This window comes from Streptomyces sp. NPDC111656 (assembly GCF_055656965.1).
In genome coordinates this window covers 325,032-345,853 of sequence record NZ_JBVKCA010000003.1, presented here as the reverse complement: position 1 = coordinate 345,853, position 20,822 = coordinate 325,032, and the positions used below count along the sequence as shown (strand labels likewise).

Annotated in this window: 18 protein-coding genes; 12 read left to right on the top strand and 6 right to left on the bottom strand. The window is 71.4% G+C overall.

Annotated elements, in window-relative coordinates; all coding sequences use genetic code 11:
• Positions 1-73 precede the first annotated feature (73 nt).
• From ACZ7M3_RS11810 to ACZ7M3_RS11790, 5 genes are read left to right on the top strand one after another with little or no spacing between them, the layout of a single operon-like run.
• Complete coding sequence (locus ACZ7M3_RS11810; RefSeq protein ID WP_472062672.1) at positions 74-1,444, top strand: L-fuconate dehydratase; 1,371 nt, start codon at positions 74-76, stop codon at positions 1,442-1,444.
• The gene (locus tag ACZ7M3_RS11805) at positions 1,441-2,199 is read left to right on the top strand and encodes an SDR family NAD(P)-dependent oxidoreductase (RefSeq protein ID WP_472062670.1); all 759 of its coding nucleotides are present in this window, start codon (positions 1,441-1,443) and stop codon (positions 2,197-2,199) included. The genes ACZ7M3_RS11810 and ACZ7M3_RS11805 overlap by 4 nt, the downstream gene beginning before the upstream one ends.
• Complete coding sequence (locus ACZ7M3_RS11800; protein ID WP_472062668.1) at positions 2,196-3,209, top strand: aldo/keto reductase; 1,014 nt, start codon at positions 2,196-2,198, stop codon at positions 3,207-3,209. The genes ACZ7M3_RS11805 and ACZ7M3_RS11800 overlap by 4 nt, the downstream gene beginning before the upstream one ends.
• Complete coding sequence (locus ACZ7M3_RS11795) at positions 3,206-3,520, top strand: L-rhamnose mutarotase (protein WP_351433738.1); 315 nt, start codon at positions 3,206-3,208, stop codon at positions 3,518-3,520. Before ACZ7M3_RS11800 ends, ACZ7M3_RS11795 begins: the two co-directional genes overlap by 4 nt.
• A complete protein-coding gene (locus ACZ7M3_RS11790) occupies positions 3,517-4,356 on the top strand; it encodes an amidohydrolase family protein (RefSeq protein WP_472062666.1) in 840 nt (279 codons plus the stop codon). Before ACZ7M3_RS11795 ends, ACZ7M3_RS11790 begins: the two co-directional genes overlap by 4 nt.
• 28 nt (positions 4,357-4,384) lie before the next feature.
• Here ACZ7M3_RS11790 and ACZ7M3_RS11785 read toward each other — a convergent pair whose 3' ends face one another.
• Positions 4,385-5,806, bottom strand: coding sequence for a lipase maturation factor family protein (locus tag ACZ7M3_RS11785; RefSeq protein WP_472062664.1), 1,422 nt, complete (start codon positions 5,804-5,806; stop codon positions 4,385-4,387).
• A 176-nt stretch (positions 5,807-5,982) separates the two neighbouring features.
• On the opposite strand from ACZ7M3_RS11785, the gene ACZ7M3_RS11780 reads away from it, so the two are divergent.
• From ACZ7M3_RS11780 to ACZ7M3_RS11770, 3 genes are all read left to right on the top strand, one after another.
• Positions 5,983-7,236 (top strand): DUF6777 domain-containing protein, encoded by a 1,254-nt coding sequence (locus ACZ7M3_RS11780; RefSeq protein WP_472062662.1) that lies wholly within the window; start codon positions 5,983-5,985, stop codon positions 7,234-7,236.
• 101 nt (positions 7,237-7,337) lie between these two features.
• Positions 7,338-9,413 (top strand): SpoIIE family protein phosphatase, encoded by a 2,076-nt coding sequence (locus ACZ7M3_RS11775; RefSeq protein ID WP_472062660.1) that lies wholly within the window; start codon positions 7,338-7,340, stop codon positions 9,411-9,413.
• 87 nt (positions 9,414-9,500) lie between these two features.
• Positions 9,501-10,361: an Fpg/Nei family DNA glycosylase gene (locus ACZ7M3_RS11770; protein WP_472062658.1), complete on the top strand. Its 861-nt coding sequence runs from the start codon at positions 9,501-9,503 to the stop codon at positions 10,359-10,361.
• Between the two features lie 28 nt (positions 10,362-10,389).
• Here the strand turns inward: ACZ7M3_RS11770 and ACZ7M3_RS11765 are convergent, their stop codons facing one another.
• The 3 genes from ACZ7M3_RS11765 to ACZ7M3_RS11755 all read right to left on the bottom strand — a co-directional run bounded on the left by ACZ7M3_RS11765 (position 10,390) and on the right by ACZ7M3_RS11755 (position 12,492).
• The gene (locus ACZ7M3_RS11765; RefSeq protein ID WP_388518221.1) at positions 10,390-11,046 is read right to left on the bottom strand and encodes an anti-sigma factor family protein; all 657 of its coding nucleotides are present in this window, start codon (positions 11,044-11,046) and stop codon (positions 10,390-10,392) included.
• A 238-nt stretch (positions 11,047-11,284) separates the two neighbouring features.
• The gene (locus ACZ7M3_RS11760) at positions 11,285-11,800 is read right to left on the bottom strand and encodes a hypothetical protein (protein WP_472062656.1); all 516 of its coding nucleotides are present in this window, start codon (positions 11,798-11,800) and stop codon (positions 11,285-11,287) included.
• A 152-nt stretch (positions 11,801-11,952) separates the two neighbouring features.
• Entirely contained in the window at positions 11,953-12,492 is a 540-nt protein-coding gene (locus ACZ7M3_RS11755) for a sigma-70 family RNA polymerase sigma factor (protein ID WP_060899753.1), read from the bottom strand.
• Between the two features lie 241 nt (positions 12,493-12,733).
• Between ACZ7M3_RS11755 and ACZ7M3_RS11750 the strand changes: the two genes are divergently transcribed.
• Positions 12,734-13,894 (top strand): CapA family protein, encoded by a 1,161-nt coding sequence (locus tag ACZ7M3_RS11750; RefSeq protein WP_472062654.1) that lies wholly within the window; start codon positions 12,734-12,736, stop codon positions 13,892-13,894.
• A 30-nt stretch (positions 13,895-13,924) separates the two neighbouring features.
• Here the strand turns inward: ACZ7M3_RS11750 and ACZ7M3_RS11745 are convergent, their stop codons facing one another.
• Positions 13,925-14,389 (bottom strand): universal stress protein, encoded by a 465-nt coding sequence (locus ACZ7M3_RS11745; protein WP_067360854.1) that lies wholly within the window; start codon positions 14,387-14,389, stop codon positions 13,925-13,927.
• 178 nt (positions 14,390-14,567) lie between these two features.
• On the opposite strand from ACZ7M3_RS11745, the gene lysX reads away from it, so the two are divergent.
• On the top strand, positions 14,568-17,852 hold the full coding sequence (gene lysX / locus ACZ7M3_RS11740) for a bifunctional lysylphosphatidylglycerol synthetase/lysine--tRNA ligase LysX (protein WP_472062652.1): 3,285 nt from the start codon (positions 14,568-14,570) through the stop codon (positions 17,850-17,852).
• 81 nt (positions 17,853-17,933) lie between these two features.
• Positions 17,934-18,767: a polysaccharide deacetylase family protein gene (locus tag ACZ7M3_RS11735; protein ID WP_472062650.1), complete on the top strand. Its 834-nt coding sequence runs from the start codon at positions 17,934-17,936 to the stop codon at positions 18,765-18,767.
• Between the two features lie 76 nt (positions 18,768-18,843).
• On the opposite strand, the gene ACZ7M3_RS11730 is transcribed toward ACZ7M3_RS11735, so the two are convergent.
• A complete protein-coding gene (locus tag ACZ7M3_RS11730) occupies positions 18,844-19,506 on the bottom strand; it encodes a class F sortase (RefSeq protein WP_355301231.1) in 663 nt (220 codons plus the stop codon).
• A gap of 332 nt (positions 19,507-19,838) precedes the next feature.
• Between ACZ7M3_RS11730 and ACZ7M3_RS11725 the strand changes: the two genes are divergently transcribed.
• Positions 19,839-20,723 (top strand): hypothetical protein, encoded by an 885-nt coding sequence (locus ACZ7M3_RS11725; RefSeq protein ID WP_472062648.1) that lies wholly within the window; start codon positions 19,839-19,841, stop codon positions 20,721-20,723.
• Positions 20,724-20,822: the final 99 nt, after the last annotated feature.

Genomic DNA, 20,822 nt, shown 5'->3' with positions numbered 1-20,822 from the left:
TCGTACGGATCCAAGGACCCACGGATCCACGGAACCCCTCCGTACGCCCCTGTCCCGGACCGAAAGGCCTCCCGTGTCCCCAACTGCCGCCCGTATCACCGCGGTCGACACCTACGACATCCGTTTCCCCACCTCGCGCGAGCTCGACGGCTCCGACGCGATGAACCCGGACCCCGACTACTCGGCGGCGTACGTCGTGCTGCGCGGCGACGCGGCCGACTGTCCCGAGGGGCACGGCTTCACCTTCACCATCGGGCGGGGCAACGACGTCCAGGTCGCCGCGATCGAGGCGCTGCGCGGGCATGTGGTCGGACGCTCGGTCGACGAACTGTGCGCGGACCCGGGCTCCCTCGCCCGGGACCTGATCGGGGACAGTCAGCTGCGCTGGCTCGGGCCCGAGAAGGGTGTGATGCACATGGCGATCGGCGCCGTCGTCAACGCCGTGTGGGACCTCGCCGCCAAGCGTGCCGGGAAGCCCCTGTGGCAGCTGCTCGCCGACGCCGAACCGGAGTGGCTGGTCCGCCAGGTCGACTTCCGCTACCTCACGGACGCCCTCACCCCCGAGGAGGCGCTCGAACTGCTCCGTCGTGGCCGGGAGGGCGCCGCCGAGCGCGCCGCGATCCTCCGGGAGAGGGGCTTCCCCGCCTACACCACCTCGCCCGGCTGGCTCGGCTACAGCGACGAGAAGCTCACCCGCCTCGCCGCCGAGGCCGTCGCCGACGGGTTCCGGCAGATCAAGCTGAAGGTGGGTGCCGATCTCGCGGACGACGTACGCCGCTGCCGGGTCGCCCGCTCGGTGGTCGGCCCCGACATCCGGATCGCCATCGACGCCAACCAGCGCTGGAACGTGGACGAGGCGATCACCTGGACCAAGGCCCTCGCCGAGTTCGAGCCCTACTGGATCGAGGAGCCCACCAGCCCCGACGACGTCCTCGGCCACGCCGCCGTCCGCGAGGCCGTCGCCCCCGTCAAGGTCGCCACCGGCGAACACGTCCAGAACCGTGTCGTCTTCAAACAGCTCCTCCAAGCCGGCGCCATCGACGTCCTGCAGATCGACGCCGCCCGCGTCGCCGGCGTCAACGAGAACCTCGCCATCCTGCTCCTCGCGGCCAAGTTCGGCGTGCCGGTCTGCCCGCACGCGGGCGGGGTCGGCCTGTGCGAACTGGTCCAGCACCTGTCGATGTTCGACTTCGTGGCGCTCTCCGGCACCACCGACGACCGGGTCATCGAATACGTCGACCATCTGCACGACCACTTCCTCGACCCGGTGGTGATCAGGCAGGGTCACTACACGGCACCCACCGCGCCGGGCTTCTCCGCGACCATGCGGCCGCAGTCCATCGCGGAGTTCACCTACCCCGGCGGTACCTTCTGGGCAGCCGACCTCGTCCACCAGAAGTCCGGCAGCCGGCCGAGCGACAAGCAGAAGGGGGAAGCCGCGTGAGCGCCGACTTCGAAGGACTCAAGGCGTTGGTGACCGGTGGCGCCTCCGGCATCGGCCGCGCCACCGCCGAGTTGCTCGCCGCCCGTGGGGCGCGGGTCGCCGTCCTCGACCTGGATCCCTCGACGGTCGAGAAGCCCCTGCTCGGTTTCCGCGCCGACGTCACCGACGACGCCTCCGTACGCGAGGCCGTGACCGCGGCCGTCGCGGAACTCGGCGGACTCGACGTGCTGATCAACAACGCCGGGATCGGCGCCCAGGGCACCGTCGAGGACAACGCCGACGACGAGTGGCACCGGGTCCTGGACGTCAATGTCGTCGGCATGGTCCGTACCGCCCGCGCCGCCCTGCCCCACCTGCGCGAATCCGCACACGCGGCGATCGTGAACACCTGCTCCATCGCCGCCACCGCCGGGCTCCCGCAGCGCGCCCTGTACTCCGCCACCAAGGGCGCCGTCCTCTCCCTCACCCTCGCCATGGCCGCCGACCACCTCCGCGAGGGCGTCCGCGTCAACTGTGTGAACCCCGGCACCGCCGACACCCCCTGGGTCGGCCGCCTCCTCGACGCCGCCGCCGACCCGGCCGCCGAGCGGGTCGCGCTGGAGGCCCGCCAGCCTTCCGGCCGGCTCGTCTCGGCGGACGAGGTCGCGGGCGCCATCGCCTACCTGGCGAGCCCGCTGTCCGGCGCCACCACCGGCACCGCCCTCGCCGTGGACGGCGGCATGCAGGGACTGCGACTGCGGCCGGTGGGCCAGTGAGCACGCTCGGAAGGGGCACGCTCGGGAACAGCGGTGTCGAGGTCAGTGCCCTGTCCTTCGGCGCCGCGGGCATCGGCAACCTGTTCACCGCCGTCAGCGACGACCAGGCGTACGAGACCGTGGACGCCGCCTGGTCCGGGGGCATCCGCTACTTCGACACCGCCCCGCACTACGGCATCGGCCTCTCCGAACGCCGTCTCGGCGCGGCCCTGCGCGATCGCCCCCGCTCCGACTACGCCATCTCCACCAAGGTGGGCCGCCTCCTGGAACCCACGGGCGCGGACACGGGCGGCGACGACCTCGCCGACGGCTTCGCGGTGCCCGCCACGCACCGCCGCGTCTGGGACTTCAGCGCCGAGGGCGTACGACGCGGCATCGAGGCCAGCCTCGAACGCCTGGGCCTGGACCGCGTGGACGTCGTCTACCTGCACGACCCGGACGACCACGCCGAGCAGGCCTTCCACGAGGGCTATCCGGCCCTGGAGCGGCTGCGCTCGGAAGGCGTGGTCGGCGCGATCGGCGCGGGCATGAACCAGGCCGAGATGCTCACCCGCTTCGTCCGCGACACGGACGTGGACGTGGTGCTGTGCGCGGGCCGCTACACCCTTCTCGACCACGCCGCGCTGACCGAACTGCTCCCCGCCGCCGAGGAGCGCGGCACGTCGGTCGTCATCGGCGGCGCCTTCAACTCCGGCCTGCTGGCCGATCCAAGGCCCGGTGCGACGTACGACTACGCGACCGCTCCTGCGGAGTTGCTGGACCGCGCCCTGCGACTGAAGGAGATCGCGGAGCGGCACGGCACCACCCTGCGCGCCGCCGCGCTGGCCTTTCCCGCCGCCCACCCGGTCGTCGCGAGCGTCCTGGCCGGCGCCCGCTCGGCGCACGAAGTCCGCGACTGCGTCGAGCAGTTCACGACCCCGGTGCCGGAGGACTTCTGGCGGGAACTGCTCGAGGCGAAGCTGCTGCCCGAGGACGCCCCCGTACCCGTACCCCCACAGGACCCGTCATGAGAGTCGCCCTGCACACCAAGGTCCGCGCGGACCGCGTCGCCGCGTACGAGGCCGCCCACCGGGAGGTCCCCGAAGAGCTCACCACGGCCATCCGCGCCGCCGGAGCCACCTCCTGGACGATCTGGCGCAGCGGCACCGACCTCTTCCACGTCCTGGAGTGCGAGGACTACGGGCACCTGCTCGCCGAACTGGAGAAACTGCCGGTCAACATCGCCTGGCAGGCACGCATGGCCGAACTCCTCGACGTCGTCCACGACTACTCGAGCGAGGGCGCTCAGGCGGGGCTGCCCGTCGTGTGGGAGCTGCCGTGAGGGTGGACGCGCACCACCACGTGTGGGACCTCTCGGTCCGCGACCAGGACTGGATCACCGGGCCCGAACTCCAGCCACTGCGACGTGATTTCGGCGTGGCGGACCTCGCATCGCAGGCACGGGCCGCCGGCGTCGACCGCACGGTCCTCGTACAGACGATCACCGTGCCCGAGGAGACCCCGGAGTTCCTCGCCCTCGCGGCGCGGAGCGAGCTGATCGCGGGTGTGGTCGGCTGGACCGACCTGACCCGGCCGGACGTCGCCGACGAGCTGGCCCGGCTGCGGGAGCTGCCGGGCGGCCGCCATCTCAAGGGCATCCGCCACCAGGTACAGGGCGAGCCCGACCCGGAGTGGCTGCTGCGTCCGGACGTACGGGACGGGCTCGCCGCCGTCGCCGAGGCGGGCCTCGTCTACGACCTGGTCGTGCTGCCGCACCAACTGCCGGCCTGCGTCCGGGCCGCCGCCGAGCACCCCGGACTCACCTTCGTCCTCGACCACTTGGGCAAGCCACCGATCGCCACGGGCGCGCTGAAACCGTGGGCGACGGCCGTCCGGGCGCTGGCCGCGCTCCCCAACACCGTGTGCAAACTCTCCGGCATGGTCACCGAGGCGGACCACGCGAAGTGGACGGTCGACGGGCTGCGCCCCTACGCGGACACGGTCCTGGACGCCTTCGGACCCGGCCGGCTGTTGTTCGGCTCCGACTGGCCGGTGTGCACGCTGGCGGCGTCGTACGGCCAAGTGGTCGATGCGGCCGAGGAGTTGACCGGGGGACTTGGCGCTGAGGAACGCGCCGAGGTCTTCGGCGGCACCGCCACCCGCGTCTACCGGCTCTGACCGACCGGTCCGATCCGCCGAGTCCGGTCTACCGGCTCTGATCCACCCACTCCAGCCGCATCGGCGGCAGGAACTCGCGCACATACGTCCGGTGCCAGCACGCGCCCGTCTCCCGCAGCTCATGCCACGTCGTATAGCGGTAGCGGTAGAGGCGGGCGCGGACGTATCGGGGCGGGGCGTCGGCCGGGAACGGGCAGCGGCGCAACAGCCGTAGTGTGTCCCGGTCGTTCTCCAGGAGCCGTTCGACCAGGCCCGTGAACCAGGAGGCGGCGTACGCGGGGGAGAGCGCCGCGAACCACATCAGCCAGTCGAGCCGCAGATGGTACGGCGCGTACTGGCGCGGCCAGTGGCGGGGATCGCCCGGTTTGCCCTTGAACTCGTACTCCTTCCACTCCGAGTCCTCCCGCGGCACGGGGTCCGCCGTGCCCTCGACGACCACCTCGTGGCGCACCCGGCTGACGCTGCCGAACGCGCCGTAGGTGTTGACCAGGTGCAGCGGGTCGAAGGAGCGGTTCATGACTTGGCGGCGGGAGATCAGGTTGCGGGCGGGGCGGTAGCTGAGGGCCACCAGGCCCGTCGCGACCGCGAGGACCACGATCTCGTACCAGAGGGGCGGGCCTGCCACGCGCGGGGCAGTGGTGGGGAACTCGATCGCGGACAGGGCCAGCACGATGGTGGTCCAGTTCAGCCAGGAGAAGTTGCCGGACAGGACCAGCCAGAGCTGGGTGAGGACCATCAGCGACGCTGCCGCCGTCGCGATCGGCTGCGGGGTGAAGAGGAGGACGGGCACGACGAGCTGGGTGAAGTGGTTCGCCGCCACCTCGACCCGGTGGAAGGGTTTGGGGAGGCGGTGGAAGAACCAGCTCAGCGGTCCCGGCATCGGCTGCGTCTCGTGGTGGTAGTCGAGGCAGGTCAGCTCCCGCCAGCAGGAGTCCCCGCGCATCTTGATCAGCCCGGCGCCGAACTCCACGCGGAACAGCACCCAGCGCAGCAGGAAGAGCACGACGACCGGCGGGGCCACCTCGTCGTTGCCGAGGAACACGGCGAGGAAACCGACCTCCAGGAGCAGGGACTCCCAGCCGAACGCGTACCAGGTCTGGCCCACATTGACGATCGACAGGTACATCGCCCAGGGCACCAGCCACAGCACCATCGCACCCCAGAGCGGGAGCCGCTGGTCCAGGCCGGCGATCAGCGCCACCGACACCGCGCAGCCCGCCCAGGCCCAGGCCGCGAAGAAGCGGTCCGAGTAGCGCAGGTGGAACACGCTCGGCGCGTCGCGGAACGCGACCCGCGCCAGGAACCGCGGCACCGGAAGCATCCCCCGCTCCCCGATCAGCGCACGGAACTGGAGCGCCGCGCCCAGGAAGGCGACGAGGTACACCACGGCCAGGGCCCGCTGGAAGACCAGCCGGCTCAGCCAGTAGTCGGGGGCGACGAACCACTCCACGCGAGCCACTCCTCTTCCCTTGTCTTCCATTGTGACGCTGGGTGACCGTCTCCGCTTGCGTGCGCCAACTGGGCGACGCAGACAATAGTGGACGAAATGCCCTGAACGGCCGGGAGGTCGTGGTGCAACGGGAGGAAGCAGTGCAACGGGAGAACATGGTGCGACAGGAGAACAGCGTGGTGCACATACCCACCCGAGCCTTCGTCATGGCCTGTGCGCTCTCGGCGGCGCTCCTCGTCGCCGGGTGTGGCGGCCGAGGCGGCGAGAGCGCGGAGTCCGGGGCCGACGGCGGTGAGGTCCTCCTGCAGCCGGTCGCCGGCGGTGGCCGCGACCCGTTCACCGCGTCCACGGCCGCCGACTCGCCGTTCATCACCCGAATGCCGTATCCGGCGACACCCGCGAACCGTGGCTCCGCCCCGCAGGGCGTGCGCTCCTTCCCCGGCTCCACACCCGGCCTCTACGGCGGCACCCGGGCCGTCGGCAGCTGTGACGTCGAGAAGCAGATCGGCTTCCTCTCCTCGGACCCGGGCAAGGCGCGCTCCTTCGCGCAGGCGGCGGGCGTCCCGCAGGCGGCCGTCCCGGACTTCCTGCACGCTCTGACCTCGGTCGTGCTGCGCGCCGACACACAGGTCACCGACCACGGCTTCCGTGACGGCCGGGCGACCACCTTCCAGTCGGTCCTCCAGCGGGGCACCGCGGTCCTCGTCGACAACCGGGGCATGCCGCGGGTGCGCTGCGCCGGCGGCAACCCGCTGAACCCGCCCGTCGTGTCCAGGACGACCCCGGGGACCCAGGGGCAGCCCTGGTCCGGTTTCCGCCCTGGCAACGTTGTCGTCGTGACCCCGGCGTCCACCGCGATCAGAAACATCACGATCATCGACATCGTCGACAACAGGTGGATCGAACGGCTGATCGGGGACGACGGTCACCGGGACGTCGTCCTGCGGCCGCCGGTCGCGGCCGCGAGCCCCGGCCGTCGCACCGACACAAGCCCCGGCACAAGTCCCGGTACGAGTCCCGGTACAAGCCCGAGCGCGGTCCCGGAGCAGAGCCCGCGGACGGGCCCCTTCGCGGAGGAGCCGCCGTCCGACTGTGTGACGCCCACCCTGACCGTCACCCCGGAGGGAACCCCGGGCATGCCGGACGGTGGCGCGCCGACGGAGGCTCCGGTGGCCGCGGTCTCGGACTGTCTCCCGCCCACCACGACCGCCCCGCCGACGGGACCGCCGACCCCCGACCCCAACTCCACGGAGAGCGACCGGAACGCCCCGCAGGACCCCCTCGCCCCGCTGGACCCCTCGGAGGACGAGATCGGCCCCGACACCGTTCCGGAGATCCCCGACCTGCCCGACGGCGGTGGTCTGATCCCCGACGAGTCGCCCGAAGCGGACACCGTCTTCGACGCCCCTACGGACGTCTTCGACGGCTGAGCGCCGAGCGGTCGAGGGAGGCCGAATCCGGACTCCCTCGACGTCGAATTCCGGACTTCCCAGAAGTCGAATAATCGGCCGAATGCTGGCAAGGTGGGCGCATGGTTGATCGGGGAGCGAGCGCCCTGTCACTCCCGGACGACTGGCCCGCCCACCCGGATCCGATCCTGGCGCTCAACCGCATGGGCAGTTTCGAATGGGACCTGGACTCCGGTCTGATGCAGATGGACGCCCAGGCCCACGAAGTCTTCGACGTGCGTCCCGGGGAGTACGACGGCCGCCCCGAGACCCTGTCCCTGCGAGTGCCCGCGACCGAGGGGATCCGTCTCGACACGCTGGTCTCGCACGCCCTCAAGGACGGCAGCGAGAACTACGGCGCCTACTTCCGCATCCGCTGCCGCGACGGCTCACTGCGCTGGACCCACACCCAGGGCTACATCCGCCGCGACGGGACGGGCCGGCCGCGCCGGATCATCGGCATCGTCCGCGACGCCACGCAGGAACTCGGCGAGAGAGCTGCGCGCCGCGAACAGGCGGCCCAGGACGAGGCGCGGCGCCAGCAGACGAGCGTCGTGCAGATCACCACGGCCGCCCTCGCCCACGCCCGCACCGTCCAGGACGTCATCGACGTCCTCAAGGACTCCCACGGCCTCACCCACCTCGGCGCGACGAGCCTGGTCATGGGCCTCGTCGAGGCCGGACGCATACGGCTGGTCGCCGAGGGCCCGGAAGGCAGCTTCGTCCCCGGCACCATGGTCACCCGCATCGACGAGCAGTACCCGATGAGCGAGGTCGTACGCACCCTCGCCCCGCGCTTCATCGAGTCGCCCGAGGACTTCGCCGAGTCGTATCCGCTGCTGTGGCCGAACATCACCGACCTCAAGATCACCTCGGCCGCCTACCTGCCGCTCATCGCCCAGGCCCGCCCCATCGGCGCGATGGGACTGCTGTACAACGACCGGCGCGGCTTCTCGTCGGAGGAGCGCAACGTCCTCGTCGCGCTCGGCAGCAGCATCGCCCAGAGCCTCCAGCGGGCCATGTTCTACGAGCAGGAGAAGGACCTCGCGCAGGGCCTCCAGCAGGCCATGCTGCCGCGCTCCATACCGAACGTGCCCGGCGCCGACATCGCCGTCCGCTACCGTTCCGCCTCCCTCGGCCGCGACATCGGCGGCGACTGGTACGACGTGATCCCGCTGCCCGGCGGTCGCGTCGGCGCCGTCATCGGGGACGTCCAGGGCCACGACACCCACGCCGCCGCCGTCATGGGCCAGTTGCGGATCGTGCTGCGGGCCTACGCCGCCGAGGGGCACACCCCCGCCACCGTGATGGCCCGCGCCTCGGTCTTCCTGCACGAACTCGACACCGAACGCTTCGCGACCTGCCTGTACGCGGAGGCCGACCTGTCCACCGGAGTCGTCCAGCTGGTGCGGGCCGGCCACATCGACCCGGTGATCCGGCAGAACGACGGCACCTGCCGCCGGCAGTCCGTCCAAGGGGGCCTGCCGCTCGGCCTGTCCGCTCTGTTCGGACGCCTCGAATACCCCGTCGACACGGTCGAACTGGACCCCGGGCAGACCCTGGTGCTGTGCACCGACGGCCTGGTCGAACAGCCCGGCGTCGACCTCGACGAGGGCATGCACACCCTCATGGAGCTGATCCGCTCGGGCCCGGACGACGTACGCGACCTCGCCGACCGGCTCATCGACGTGGCCGAGGAACGCGGCGGCGACGACGACGTGGCCCTGCTGGCGCTGCGCCGCCGGGGCCCCGGGCCCCAGCAGTCCGGCGGGCGGCTCCAGCAGCATGTCGCGCCCGGCGACCCCGAGGCGCTCACCGAGGCCCGGCACATGATCCGGGCCGCGGTCCGCGCCTGGGGCGGGGGAGAGCGCGCCGACGAGGTCGAACTGGTCGCCGACGAGCTGATCACCAACGCCCTCATACACACCGAAGGCGCCGCGATCGTCACCCTGCGGGTCCTCAGCGGTCCGGGCCGCCGGCTGCGCGCGGAGGTCGAGGACTCCTCCAGCGCCCTGCCGCGCCGCCGTGAGGCGGGCGAGTCCGGCGTCTCCGGCCGCGGACTCCTCCTGGTCGACCGCCTCGCCGACGTCTGGGGCGTGGAGGCGCGCGGCGGCGGCAAGTGCGTGTGGTGCGAGTTCCTGGTCCCGGAACGGAGCTGACCGGGGGGCGCGGGGGACCGGCCGCCGTCGCCTCAGGAGGTGGGCGGTTCGGCTGGTGTTGTCGGTGGGGGGTGGCACTCTGGAGCCATGCCGGAACTGCCAGAGGTCGAGGCGCTCAAGGACTTCCTGGCCGACCATCTCGTCGGCCGCGAGGTCGTGCGCGTGCTGCCCGTCGCCATCAGCGTCCTGAAGACCTACGACCCGCCCGTCACCGCCTTCGAGGGCCGCGAGGTGACCGCCGTGCGCCGGCACGGCAAATTCCTCGACATCGAGGCCGACGGACTGCACTTCGTGACCCACCTGGCCCGCGCGGGCTGGCTGCACTGGAGGGACACGCTGCCCGACGGCCCGCCCCGCCCCGGCAAGGGCCCGCTCGCGCTGCGTGTCGCCCTGGAGACCGGCGAGGGCTTCGACCTCACCGAGGCCGGCACCCAGAAGAGACTCGCGGTGTACGTCGTCCGGGACCCGGCGGAGATCCCCGGCGTGGCCCGCCTCGGCCCCGACCCGCTCGCCGCCGACTTCGACGAGGCACGGTTCGCCCGGCTGCTCGCGGGTGAGCGCCGCCAACTCAAGGGCGCACTCCGGGACCAGAGCCTGATCGCCGGTGTGGGGAACGCGTACAGCGACGAGATCCTGCACGCCGCCAGGATGTCCCCCTTCAAGCTGGCCGCCTCACTGACCCCCGAGGAGACTACCCGCCTCTACGAGGCGCTGCGCTCCACGCTCACCGAGGCGGTGGAGCGCTCCCACGGGCTGGCCGCGGGGCGCCTCAAGGCGGAGAAGAAGAGTGGGCTGCGGGTGCACGGCAGAACGGGCGAGTCGTGCCCGGTGTGCGGCGACACCATCCGCGAGGTCTCCTTCAGCGACTCCTCGCTGCAGTACTGCCCGACCTGCCAGACGGGAGGCAAGCCACTCGCGGACCGCCGGTTGTCCCGGCTGCTCAAATAGTCCGGGAGCAGCGGGGAACAGCCCGGGATCAGTGGGGCGTGACGGTCACCAGGTGCTTGCCGTCCGTCGTACGCACCTCGAACCGGCTGATCTCATCGGACTTGAGCGCGGCGCCGCCCTGCAGGGTGGTCGCCTCGCCGTTGTGCGCGGGCACCATCCAACTCGTCACCGTCTGCTGCGAACCGTCCTTGCCGATGGCGACGAGCTGACAGGGGCGCGGGCCCCCGGCGTCCTTGACCTCGACCTCGACCTGGCTGCCCCAGATGCGGTCCGCGGTGGTGACCTTGGCCCATACGCCGGTCTGCGCGTCCGTCGAGGCGACCGCGGCCGTCTGTGACCCGGAACCGTGCGACGTGACCATCGCGATCGACGGACCGCCCACCGCGAGCACCACGGCGGCGGCCACCGCGTACAACCAGCGCCTGCGCCCGGCCCGGTGCCGGGTCGCCACCTCACTGAGGAGCTTGTCCATCAGGCGCGGCCCGGGGGCGGCGAAGGGGTGCACAGAGCGCGGGGTGGCATGCCGGTACAGCATCAGCTGCCGCGTGGCGGGCCTGAACTCACTCACGTGCGCCGCGCACTGGGGGCACTCCATGAGGTGATCCTCGAAGCGGAACGCCTCCGCCTCGTCCAGCACGCCGAGCGCGTAAGCGCCGACGTCGCGATGCCGTTCCAGGGACCTCATACCGAATACCGAATCCTCGTGGCGATGGTGCGGGGGTGGGAGTGGTGTTGCTGTTGCCCACGGGTACGCACCAGACCGTCGAATCACTCAAGACTCGTTCGGAATCGCGGCCAAGACATTCGGAGCGGGTGGGCTCGCGGATTGGTGCGAGCCCGAAAAAAGTTGTGCGGAAAACTTGTTTGGCGGAGTGCGGAGCCCTGAACAGGGGTTACCGGCGGTCCGCCCGGTGTCGTGGCGATCAGAAGAGATGGATCGCCAGATGTCCCAGGGGCAGACCCAGTCGCCAGGCCGGTGTCCATACCTTCGGACCGTCGTCCTCGCCCGGGATCGGCCCGCCGCCGGGCACGGCGTCCAGGTCCGGGGCGAGCAGTTCGGTCTCCTCCAGCCAGCGCCAGGCCGCCGTCGCCAGTTCCAGGTCCGGGTCGGGGCCGCCGGACTCGACCGCCTCGGCCGAGCGCCGCGCCATGTGCTCGCGCACCCAGTCCTGCCACGGCTGGTCGTACGCCGTCAGCGAGAGCCAGGTCTCCAACTGCGAGACGACCCGGATGCCCGAGAGCTCGCCGTCGGTGTCGGAGAGGAAGATGGTCAGCGCCAGGGCGTCACGCCCGGCGCGGAACTCGAAGGACGTGGGCGGCATCAGGTCGCCGGTCCGCAGCAGCTCGTCGGCGATGTACTCGGCGTACAACCACGCCATGGGGACGGTGAGTTCCCCACCGCCGGTGCCGTCCGTGCTCTCTTGGCCTCTGTGCAGCATCCCTTCCTGCCTTCCTCCGGTTTGCGTGCGCGTCGCCCGATCCCGAGCCCTTGGGGGTTTCCCCCCAATCCGGAACACGGATGAGGACAGCTGATTGCTCAACCATGGTCCTCAGCAAGGCGCTTTACGGAGGTTTGACTCGGCCTTCGGTTTCACCGCAGGTCGGCCGCGTATCCCGGAAGAACCCGGCGCAGGGCGCGCAGCGCGTAGTACGCACGAGACTTCACGGTACCGGGCGGAATCCCGAGCGCCGCGGCGGCCTCCGCCACACTCGCCCCCTGGAAGTACACCAGCACCAGGACTTCACGGTGCTCGGGAGTGAGTGTCTTCACAGCCTCCCGCACATCGAGCGTCGCCGCCGACCTTTCGGCGTGATCCGCGCAGACCCGCGCACTTTCCAGCACCGCGTCCCCGACCTCCGGCGGACGCGCCTGGCGGGCCCGCCGCGCATCGATCGCGAGCCGCCGCCCCACGGTGAGCAGCCAGGGGCGTACGGAGTCGAAGTCGTCGGCGCGCAGCGCCTCGGGGTGCTGCCAGGCGCGGACGAGCGTCTCCTGCAGCAGATCCTCGGCGCGTTGGCGGTCGCCGTCGGAGAGTCGCAGGAGCAGGGCGAAGAGGGGCCGGCCGTGCTCGCGCTGCAGCGCGGCCAACTCGTGTTCGGCGGTCGTCTTGGTGGTGGTTCCGGCCGTCATGGCGTGTATGCCAGCGGGTGCCGCTCCGCTGGGACAGGCCCGGGGCGCGGGTCTGCGGTGGGCGGTCGATGCCGTCGGTGAACGGCGCGGTGAACGGTTCAGCGGGGCCCGGTGGCGCCCCGTCGGGCGGTTCCCCGAGGGCCGGACGGGCTACGGATGCGCGTCGCTTCTTGACTCCATCCTTTCGATTGGATGGATTTGCCTCACTTCCTAGTTAAATATGACTACATCGAGGCTGGGCATGATCACACGTAGTCGACTGGCCGCCATCGCTCTCGCGGCCGTACTTGTCGTGGGCGCCGGCTGCCGGGCCGACCGGGAGCCGTCGGCCCGGAGCAGTAGCAGTGGGCAGCCGGGCGCGCCCCTCACCCCCCACAGCTTCACCCTCGTCGCCTCCGGCGACGTGCTGGCGCACACCTCGGTCACCGAGCGGGCGAACGCCGACGCGGGCGGCACCGGGTACGACTTCCTGCCGATGTTCGAGGGGGTGAAACCCCTGGTCGCCGGTGCCGATCTGGCGATCTGTCACATGGAGACCGTGTACGGACCCGACGGCGACCGCACCGGCAACCCGGCCTTCAAGGTTCCACCGCAGGTGGCCGACGGGCTCGCGGCGACCGGGTACGACGCCTGCTCCACCGCCTCCAACCACTCCCTGGACGACGGCGCCGCGGGCGTACGGCGCACTCTGGACGCCCTCGACCTCGCCGGCGTACGGCACGCGGGATCGGCGCGCACGGAGCACGAGGCGTATGTGCCCACCCTCCTGCGCGCGGGCAACGCGATGGTCGCCCACCTCGCTTACACCTACGGCACGGACGGCTTCCCGATGCCCCAGGGGCAGCCCTGGAGCGTCAACCTCATCGACCGCGACCGGATCCTCGCGGACGCCCGGGCCGCCAGGAAGGCGGGCGCCGACGTGGTCGTCGTGTCCCTGCACTGGGGCACCGAATGGCAGGAACAGCCCAACACCCAGCAGACGACGCTGAGTCGGGAGCTCACCGCCTCGCGCACGGACGGGCGGCCCGACATCGACCTGATCCTCGGCACGCACGCGCGTGTCCCGCAGGCCTACGAGAAGGTCAACGGCACGTGGGTCGTCTATGGGATGGGCGACCAGATCGCGGGCGAGATGTTCAACCGCCAAGGTCTCCAGGACTCCCGGGGCAACGAGAGCACCCTCGCCCGCTTCACCTTCGCCCCGCCCGCGCGCAAGGGAGACCGCTGGGAGGTCACGAAGGCGGAGTTCGTACCGCAGGTGTTCGACATCGACGCCGGGCGGGTCGTCGACATCAACGCGGCTCTGGCCCAGGGCGCCGACCTGGCCGGTGTACGCGACCGCATCCGTGACGTGGTGCTCAGCCGCGGCGCGGCCCACGGCGGTCTGATGATGGCGCAGTAGGACCCACGGAGTCCATGGACCCCGTGGGGTCTATGGGACGACCGTGACCGGCCAGCGGCCCGCCTTCACCAGCCGGATCGCCACCGACCCGATGATCCGGTGCCCTGCCTGCTCGGAGGCACCGACCACCACGGCGTCCGCCTTGAGCTCGTCGGCCGCCGTCACCAGACCGTTGTAGGGATCGCCGCGGAAGGTGTGGAACTCCCAGCGCACCGCGAAGATGTCCTTGACCCGCTCGGCGGCGTCCCGGATCTGCGCGACGAGGTCCTCGGCGATCTGGTCGGTCGTCTCGGCGACCGGCGCCCCGAGTGCCGCTCCGGCGGCCATGACGGGCTGTACGTACACGACGGCGAGCAGCGAGTGCTGCCGCCTGGCCAGCCCGCCGGCGTAGGACGCCGCGCGCAGGGACGAGTCGGAGCCGTCCACTCCGACGACGATGACCTTGGGACCGTCCGTGCCACGCTCGAACCGGTGCGAGGGTTGCTGTTCCGCCACACCACCGAGGTTATCGGAAGCCGCAGGTCGGGGGCAGGGCGGGCCCGCGGCGTCCCGCATGGGACGGAACGGGTGAAGTGTCCGCCGCCACGGCCCGCCACGACCGCCGTTTGCGTCGGCGACGAGGGGCACGGCGCTCGACGGGCGCCTGCCGCCGGGGCTTCCTAGAGTCGACACCATGAGCGCCACCGTGGAGGCCCGCGGACCGAGGGACGCCACGGGTCCCGTACCGCCGTCCCGGGTCGGCTTCCTCAGCAAGGTGCCCGAAGGCTTCGCGGCCTTCTTCGGCACCCTCTCGCTGCTGTGCGTCCTGCTGGCCTTCTTCGCCCCCGTGCGCCGTCTGCTGCACCCCGTCGTGGCCTTCCTCGACCTGTTGATCGTCCCGGTCAGCGCCAACCTCGCGTACGCCGTCTTCCTCTTCCTGCTCGCCGCCGCGACCGCCGCCCGCAAGAAGGTCGCCTGGTGGCTGGTCGTCGTCTACCTCGGCGTGCTGGTCTTCTTCGACATCGTGGGCCTGGCGATGGGCCTGTACGCCGAGTCGCTGCCGTCCTTCGTCGCCTGCGGACTGCTGCTGGTCCTCCTGATCGTGGCGCGCCGCGAGTTCTACGCCGACTCCCGGCGCGGCGCCGTATGGCGCGCCCTGGCCGTACTGCTCGTCGGACTCGCCGTGGCGATCCTGATCGGCTGGGGCCTGGTCGAGTGGTTCCCCGGCACGCTGGCCTCGGCGGAACGGCTGCTGTGGGCGGCCAGCCGGGTGTGCGGCGGGCTGGTCCCCAGCAGTTCGTTCAGCGGGCGCCCGCCGCGCAAGCTCTTCTTCGTCCTCGGCCTTCTCGGCGCCCTCGCCCAGCTCAACGCCGTCGCCACTCTCTTCCGCTCCCAGCGCCTGGAGGCGGCCCTGCGCGGCGACGAGGAGGCCCGCATCCGTGCCCTCCTGCGGGCGTACGGCGCCGACGACTCCCTCGGCTACTTCGCCACCCGCCGCGACAAGGCCGTCGTCTTCTCACCCAGCGGCAAGGCCGCCGTCACCTACCGCGTCGAGGCCGGCGTCTGCCTGGCCAGCGGCGACCCCGTCGGCGACCGCGAGGCCTGGCTGCACGCCATCGAGGCCTGGCTCGACCTGGCCCGCCGCTACGCGTGGGCGCCCGCCGTCATGGGCACCTCGGAGGACGGCGCCAAGGCCTTCGCGCGCGCCGGGCTCGGCGCGCTCGAACTCGGCGACGAGGCGATCCTGTACGTCGCCGGTTTCGACCTGGACGGCCGCGACATGCGTGTCACCCGCCAGGCCGTGCACCGCGTACGGCGCACCGGCGCCACCTGCCGGGTACGCCGCCACTCCAGCCTCACCGACGAGGAGATGGAGGAGCTCATCGACAGGGCGGACGCCTGGCGCGACACCGAGACCGAGCGCGGCTTCTCCATGGCGCTGGACCGGCTCGGCGACCCCGCGGACGGCGACTGCCTGCTCGTCGAGGCCCTGACGCCCGAGGGCAAGCTCCTCGCGCTGCTGTCCTTCGTGCCCTGGGGCAAGGACGGCATCTCGCTCGACCTCATGCGCCGCGACCGCAGCGCCCCGAACGGCGTCATGGAGTTCATGGTCGCCGAGGTGTGCGCGGCGGCCGGGACCTTCGGCGTACGGCGCATCTCCCTCAACTTCGCGGTGTTCCGGTCGGTCTTCGAGGAGGGCGCCCGGATCGGTGCGGGGCCGGTGCTCCGGCTCTGGCGCGGGCTGCTGCTGTTCTTCTCCCGGTGGTGGCAGCTGGAGGCCCTCTACCGGTCCAACGCCAAATTCCAGCCCGAGTGGTACCCCCGCTTCATCTGTTACGGCGACACCGGCTCCCTCGCCCGCATCGGCCTGGCGTCCGGCATCGCCGAGGGCTTCGTCTCCGTGCCCTCGCTGCGCAAGCTCTGGGGCAAGGGGCACCCGCGGACCGGACCCCAGCCCGCGAGCACCGCGGGCCTGCCCCCGCTGTCGGCCCTCGGTCTCGACGAGGGCGAGGCGGCGGCCACCGATCCGACCGCGGGCCTGCCCGAACAGATCCGCCTGCGCCACCGCACACTCGACCGGCTGCGCGCCGACGGAGTCGACCCCTACCCGGTGGGCGTCCCGTCCCGCACCCACACCCTCGCCGAGGTCCGCGCGGGACCGGCGGGACGGCACGTGACCGTCGCCGGGCGCGTCGTCCTCGTACGGGACTTCGGGGGGATCGTGTTCGCCGTCCTGCGCGACTGGTCCGGCGATCTCCAGCTCGCCCTCACCCGGCTGGAGTCCGGACCCGAGCTCAGGCGCTTCCGCCAGGACGTCGACATCGGCGACCACATCACCGCCGAGGGCCTCGTCGGCGTCAGCGACCTGGGCGAACCGACCGTCTTCGTCCTCTCCTGGCAGCTCACCGGCAAATGCCTGCGCCCGCTGCCCGACAAGCGCCGGGGCCTCGCCGACCCCGAGGCGAAGGTGCGCCGCCGCTATCTCGACCTGGTGTCCAGCCCCGACGCCCGCGAGGTCCTGCGGACCCGCTCCACCGTCGTGCAGGCGCTGCGCCAGGGCCTGCTGGACCGGGGCTATCTCGAGGTCGAGACGCCGATGCTCCAGCAGATCCACGGCGGCGCCAACGCCCGCCCGTTCACCACCCACATCAACGCCTACGACCTGAACATGTACCTCCGCATCGCTCCCGAGCTCTACCTCAAGCGGCTGTGCGTGGGCGGCCTGGAGAAGGTCTTCGAGATGGGGCGCACCTTCCGCAACGAGGGCGTCTCCTACAAGCACAACCCCGAGTTCACCATGCTGGAGGCCTACCAGGCGTTCGCCGACTACGACGTGATGCTCGACCTCACCCGCGAACTGATCCAGGGCGCCGCGACCGCCGCCTTCGGCGCGCCCGTCGCCCGCAAGGACGGCACCGAGCACGACATCTCCGGCCCGTGGCCGGTCAAGACGGTGTACGGCGCGATCTCGGAGGCTCTGGGGGAGGAGGTGGACCCCGGCGCGTCCGTGCCGGACCTGCACCGGCTGTGCGACCGCGCGGGAGTGCCGTATCGGCCGGACGACGGACAGGGCGACGTCGTGCTGGAGATGTACGAACGACTGGTCGAGGAGAAGACCCTGCTGCCCACGTTCTACAAGGACTTCCCGACCGATGTCTCCCCGCTCACCCGGCAGCACCGCACCGACCCGCGCCTCTCCGAGCGCTGGGACCTCGTCGCCTTCGGCATCGAACTGGGCACCGCCTACTCGGAGTTGACCGACCCCGTGGAGCAGCGGCGGCGGCTGACCGCGCAGTCGCTGCGGGCCGCCGGGGGAGATCCCGAGGCGATGGAACTCGACGAGGACTTCCTCGACGCGCTGGAGTACGCGATGCCGCCGACCGGCGGGCTCGGCGTCGGCGTGGACCGCCTGGTCATGTTCCTCACGGGGCTGACGATTCGGGAGACATTGCCGTTCCCCCTGGTGCGTCAGCGCTGAGCTGGTCCCAACGGGTGCTTTCCCGAGTCCGCACCGGTGTTGCTCAGCCGCGCCGCGCTTCCGCTGGGCGACTGATTAATCATGAAAAAGGATAAGCTGTTCACGCGGCGCCGGGCGTTGATCGCCGGCGCCGCCGTCCTGTCGGCTGCGGGCGCCCGCGTCCTCGCCGCCGATCCGACCGGGAGCCCGGTGCGCGGCACGCCCGCGGCCGGGGGCCCGCAGGCGCGCAAGGCACTCAAGCCCTCCACGTACCGCCTCGAGCCGATGACCGGAGCCACTCCGCCGCGCCCGACGCCCGGCAAGCCCCCCGTCCGGCGTGAGCCGATCATGCGGGTGAGCGGGCGCGGCCACGCGATGGTGCTGACCTTCGACGACGGACCCGATCCGCGCTACACCCCGAGCATTCTGCGCACGCTGCGCAAGCACGACGTACGGGCGATGTTCTTCGTCTGCGGGGAGATGGCCGTCGACAACAAGGACCTGCTGGCCGAGATGGCCGACGACGGGCACGTCGTCGGCAACCACACCTGGACGCACCCGTTGCTGACAGGCCTCCGGCGCTCCGAGATCCGCTCCGAGATCGCGCGCACCAGCGACGTCATCGAGGACGCCTACGGCAAACGGCCCCTCTGGTTCCGCGCGCCCTACGGGGCCTGGAACCGGGCGACCTTCCAGATCGGCGCCGACCTCGGCATGGAACCGATGGCCTGGACGGTCGACAGCCTCGACTGGACCACCCCGGGCACCGCCACCATCATCGACCGGGTGGAGGGGGGCGCCGCCCCCGGCGTCGTCGTCCTCTCCCACGACGCGGGCGGCGACCGCTCCCAGACCGTCCGCGCCCTGCGCGACTACCTGCCCGTACTCCTCGACTCCGGCTACCACCTCACGGTGCCGCACCGTCAGGACTTCTGAGCGGGGAGCGGGCGCGGTCGCCCCCGACTCCGCCGACGGGCCCGGGAACACCGCCCGGGCCCGTCGGCGGGGAATCTCAGCGGACCTCGACCAGGTGGGCGAACACGACGACGTTCCCGTCGTAGCCGTGCTGCTTGGAGAAACCGCCTCCGCAGGTGATGACCCGCAATTCAGGGGTGCCCTTGCTGCCGTACACCCGGTCACCGGGGAAGTTCTTCTTCGCGAATACGTCGACGCCGTAGATCTCGAAGGTGGCGGTCTTCCCGTCCTTTCGCTGGACCTCGACCCGGTTTCCCTTCTTGAGAGAACCGAGCCCGTAGAAGACGGCCGGTCCCCGCATGTTGTCCACATGGCCCACGATCACGGCCGTGCCCTTCTCGCCGGGCGACACCGCGCCGGTGAACCAGCCCGCGAGATTGGCATTGTCGGGCGGTGGCGCGTCGACCCAGCCGGCCGAGTCGAGACCCACCGGCACGACCGGGGCATTCACCTGGATCGCCGGGATCCTGACCCGGTCCACCACGGAGTACGGCAACGCGGCGGGTCCGTTGGAGAAGGTGGCGACGGGCGTCCTGCTGTCCGCTGCCGCCGCCGTCGCGGGCTGCGGAGGGCCCACGTCGAACTCACCGGAACCGTTCCGAATGAGTGCGAGGCCGGTCAGCAGAACAAGCGCTATTACGCCCCACGGGGCGCGCTTCTTCTGTCTCTCCTCCTCTTCGGCCACCTCGGACGCAAACATTCGCCATCCCCTCTCGACGCGGCCGTCGCCGCGTCCGTCGCGCATACCGGAACGCTAAGTGCAGCATGCCCGGCAGGCGACGGGGCGCGGGCGAACGGGTGTCGGGGCATCCGCGCGGTGAGCCATCCGAGTTGCCGAGGGCAGGAAATTTCTGACGGTCCGTGACCTGCGGCAATATCCGATTGTGTGGAAATCCTTCGGCGTGTCTTCTCACCAGGACGGACCATTCTCGAAATGCGTCCCTGTGCGCCGCATCTGAGGGTCTGTATGGGAGGCGCTTTCTCGCCGATCGACCGGGGACGGTTCCCGGGGCGTCTTCCGCGGAGGATCACATGCGTACAACTCGTGCCCTGGCGGTCTCTGCCGCTGTGGTCGCCGCGATGGGGCTCGCCGCCCCGATGGCGACGGCATCGAATGAACCGGGCAGCAATGAGTCGAGCAACAACGAGCCGAGCAACGACGAGCCGAGCGGAAGCGAGCGACTGGGCAACCCCGGTGGACCGGGCAATGGCACCGGGCTGACCAACGGCGGTGGTGTGGTCGGTGGCGGCGGGGTGGTCGGTGGCGGTGGCGTGGTGGGCGGCGGTGGCGTCGTCGGTGGCGGGGTGGTCGGTGGCGGTGGCGTCGTCGGTGGCGGGGGCGTGGTGATCGGCGGCGGTGGCGTGGTCGGTGGCGGCCGCCCGGGCTTCAACGACAACGGCCGGTTCAACGACAACGGTCGGTTCAACGACAACGGCCGGTTCAACGACAACGGCCGGTTCAACGACAACGGCCGGTTCAACGACTACGACCGCTTCGATGACTTCGGCCGAGGCGAGGTGCGGAACATCATCGTCCGGCCCAGTGTCATCGCGCGGGGCGGCCAGCTGTCGATCACCGTGAACGGCGAAGCGTGCCTGAGGCCCGGCAGCACGGTCTCCTCGCGGGTCTTCCGCACCACCCTGCTGCGCCGGGTGGGCGGTGACACGTCCATCGCGACGGTCGTCGTCGACCGTGACGCGCACCCGGGGTCGTACGACGTCACGGCCCGCTGTGACGGCCGAAGGCTGACCCGGCCCGCCGCCTTCACCGTCATCGGCAGTGTCCACGCTGGTCTGGGTGGCAGCGTCGGTGGAGCGGCGCCCGCCGACGTCGCGATCGGCAGCGGACTGCTGACCGCCGGCGTCGTCGGCGGTGGGCTGTTCTGGCGGCGCCGCAGGTCCGAGCGGCGGATCTGATCGGTGCCCTCACCCTTGGAGGTGCCCCGCGTACCGCGTGTCTGACAGGCCTTCGCCCCGGACCTTCTCGCCGAGATCCGGGGCGAGGACGGCCCCGAG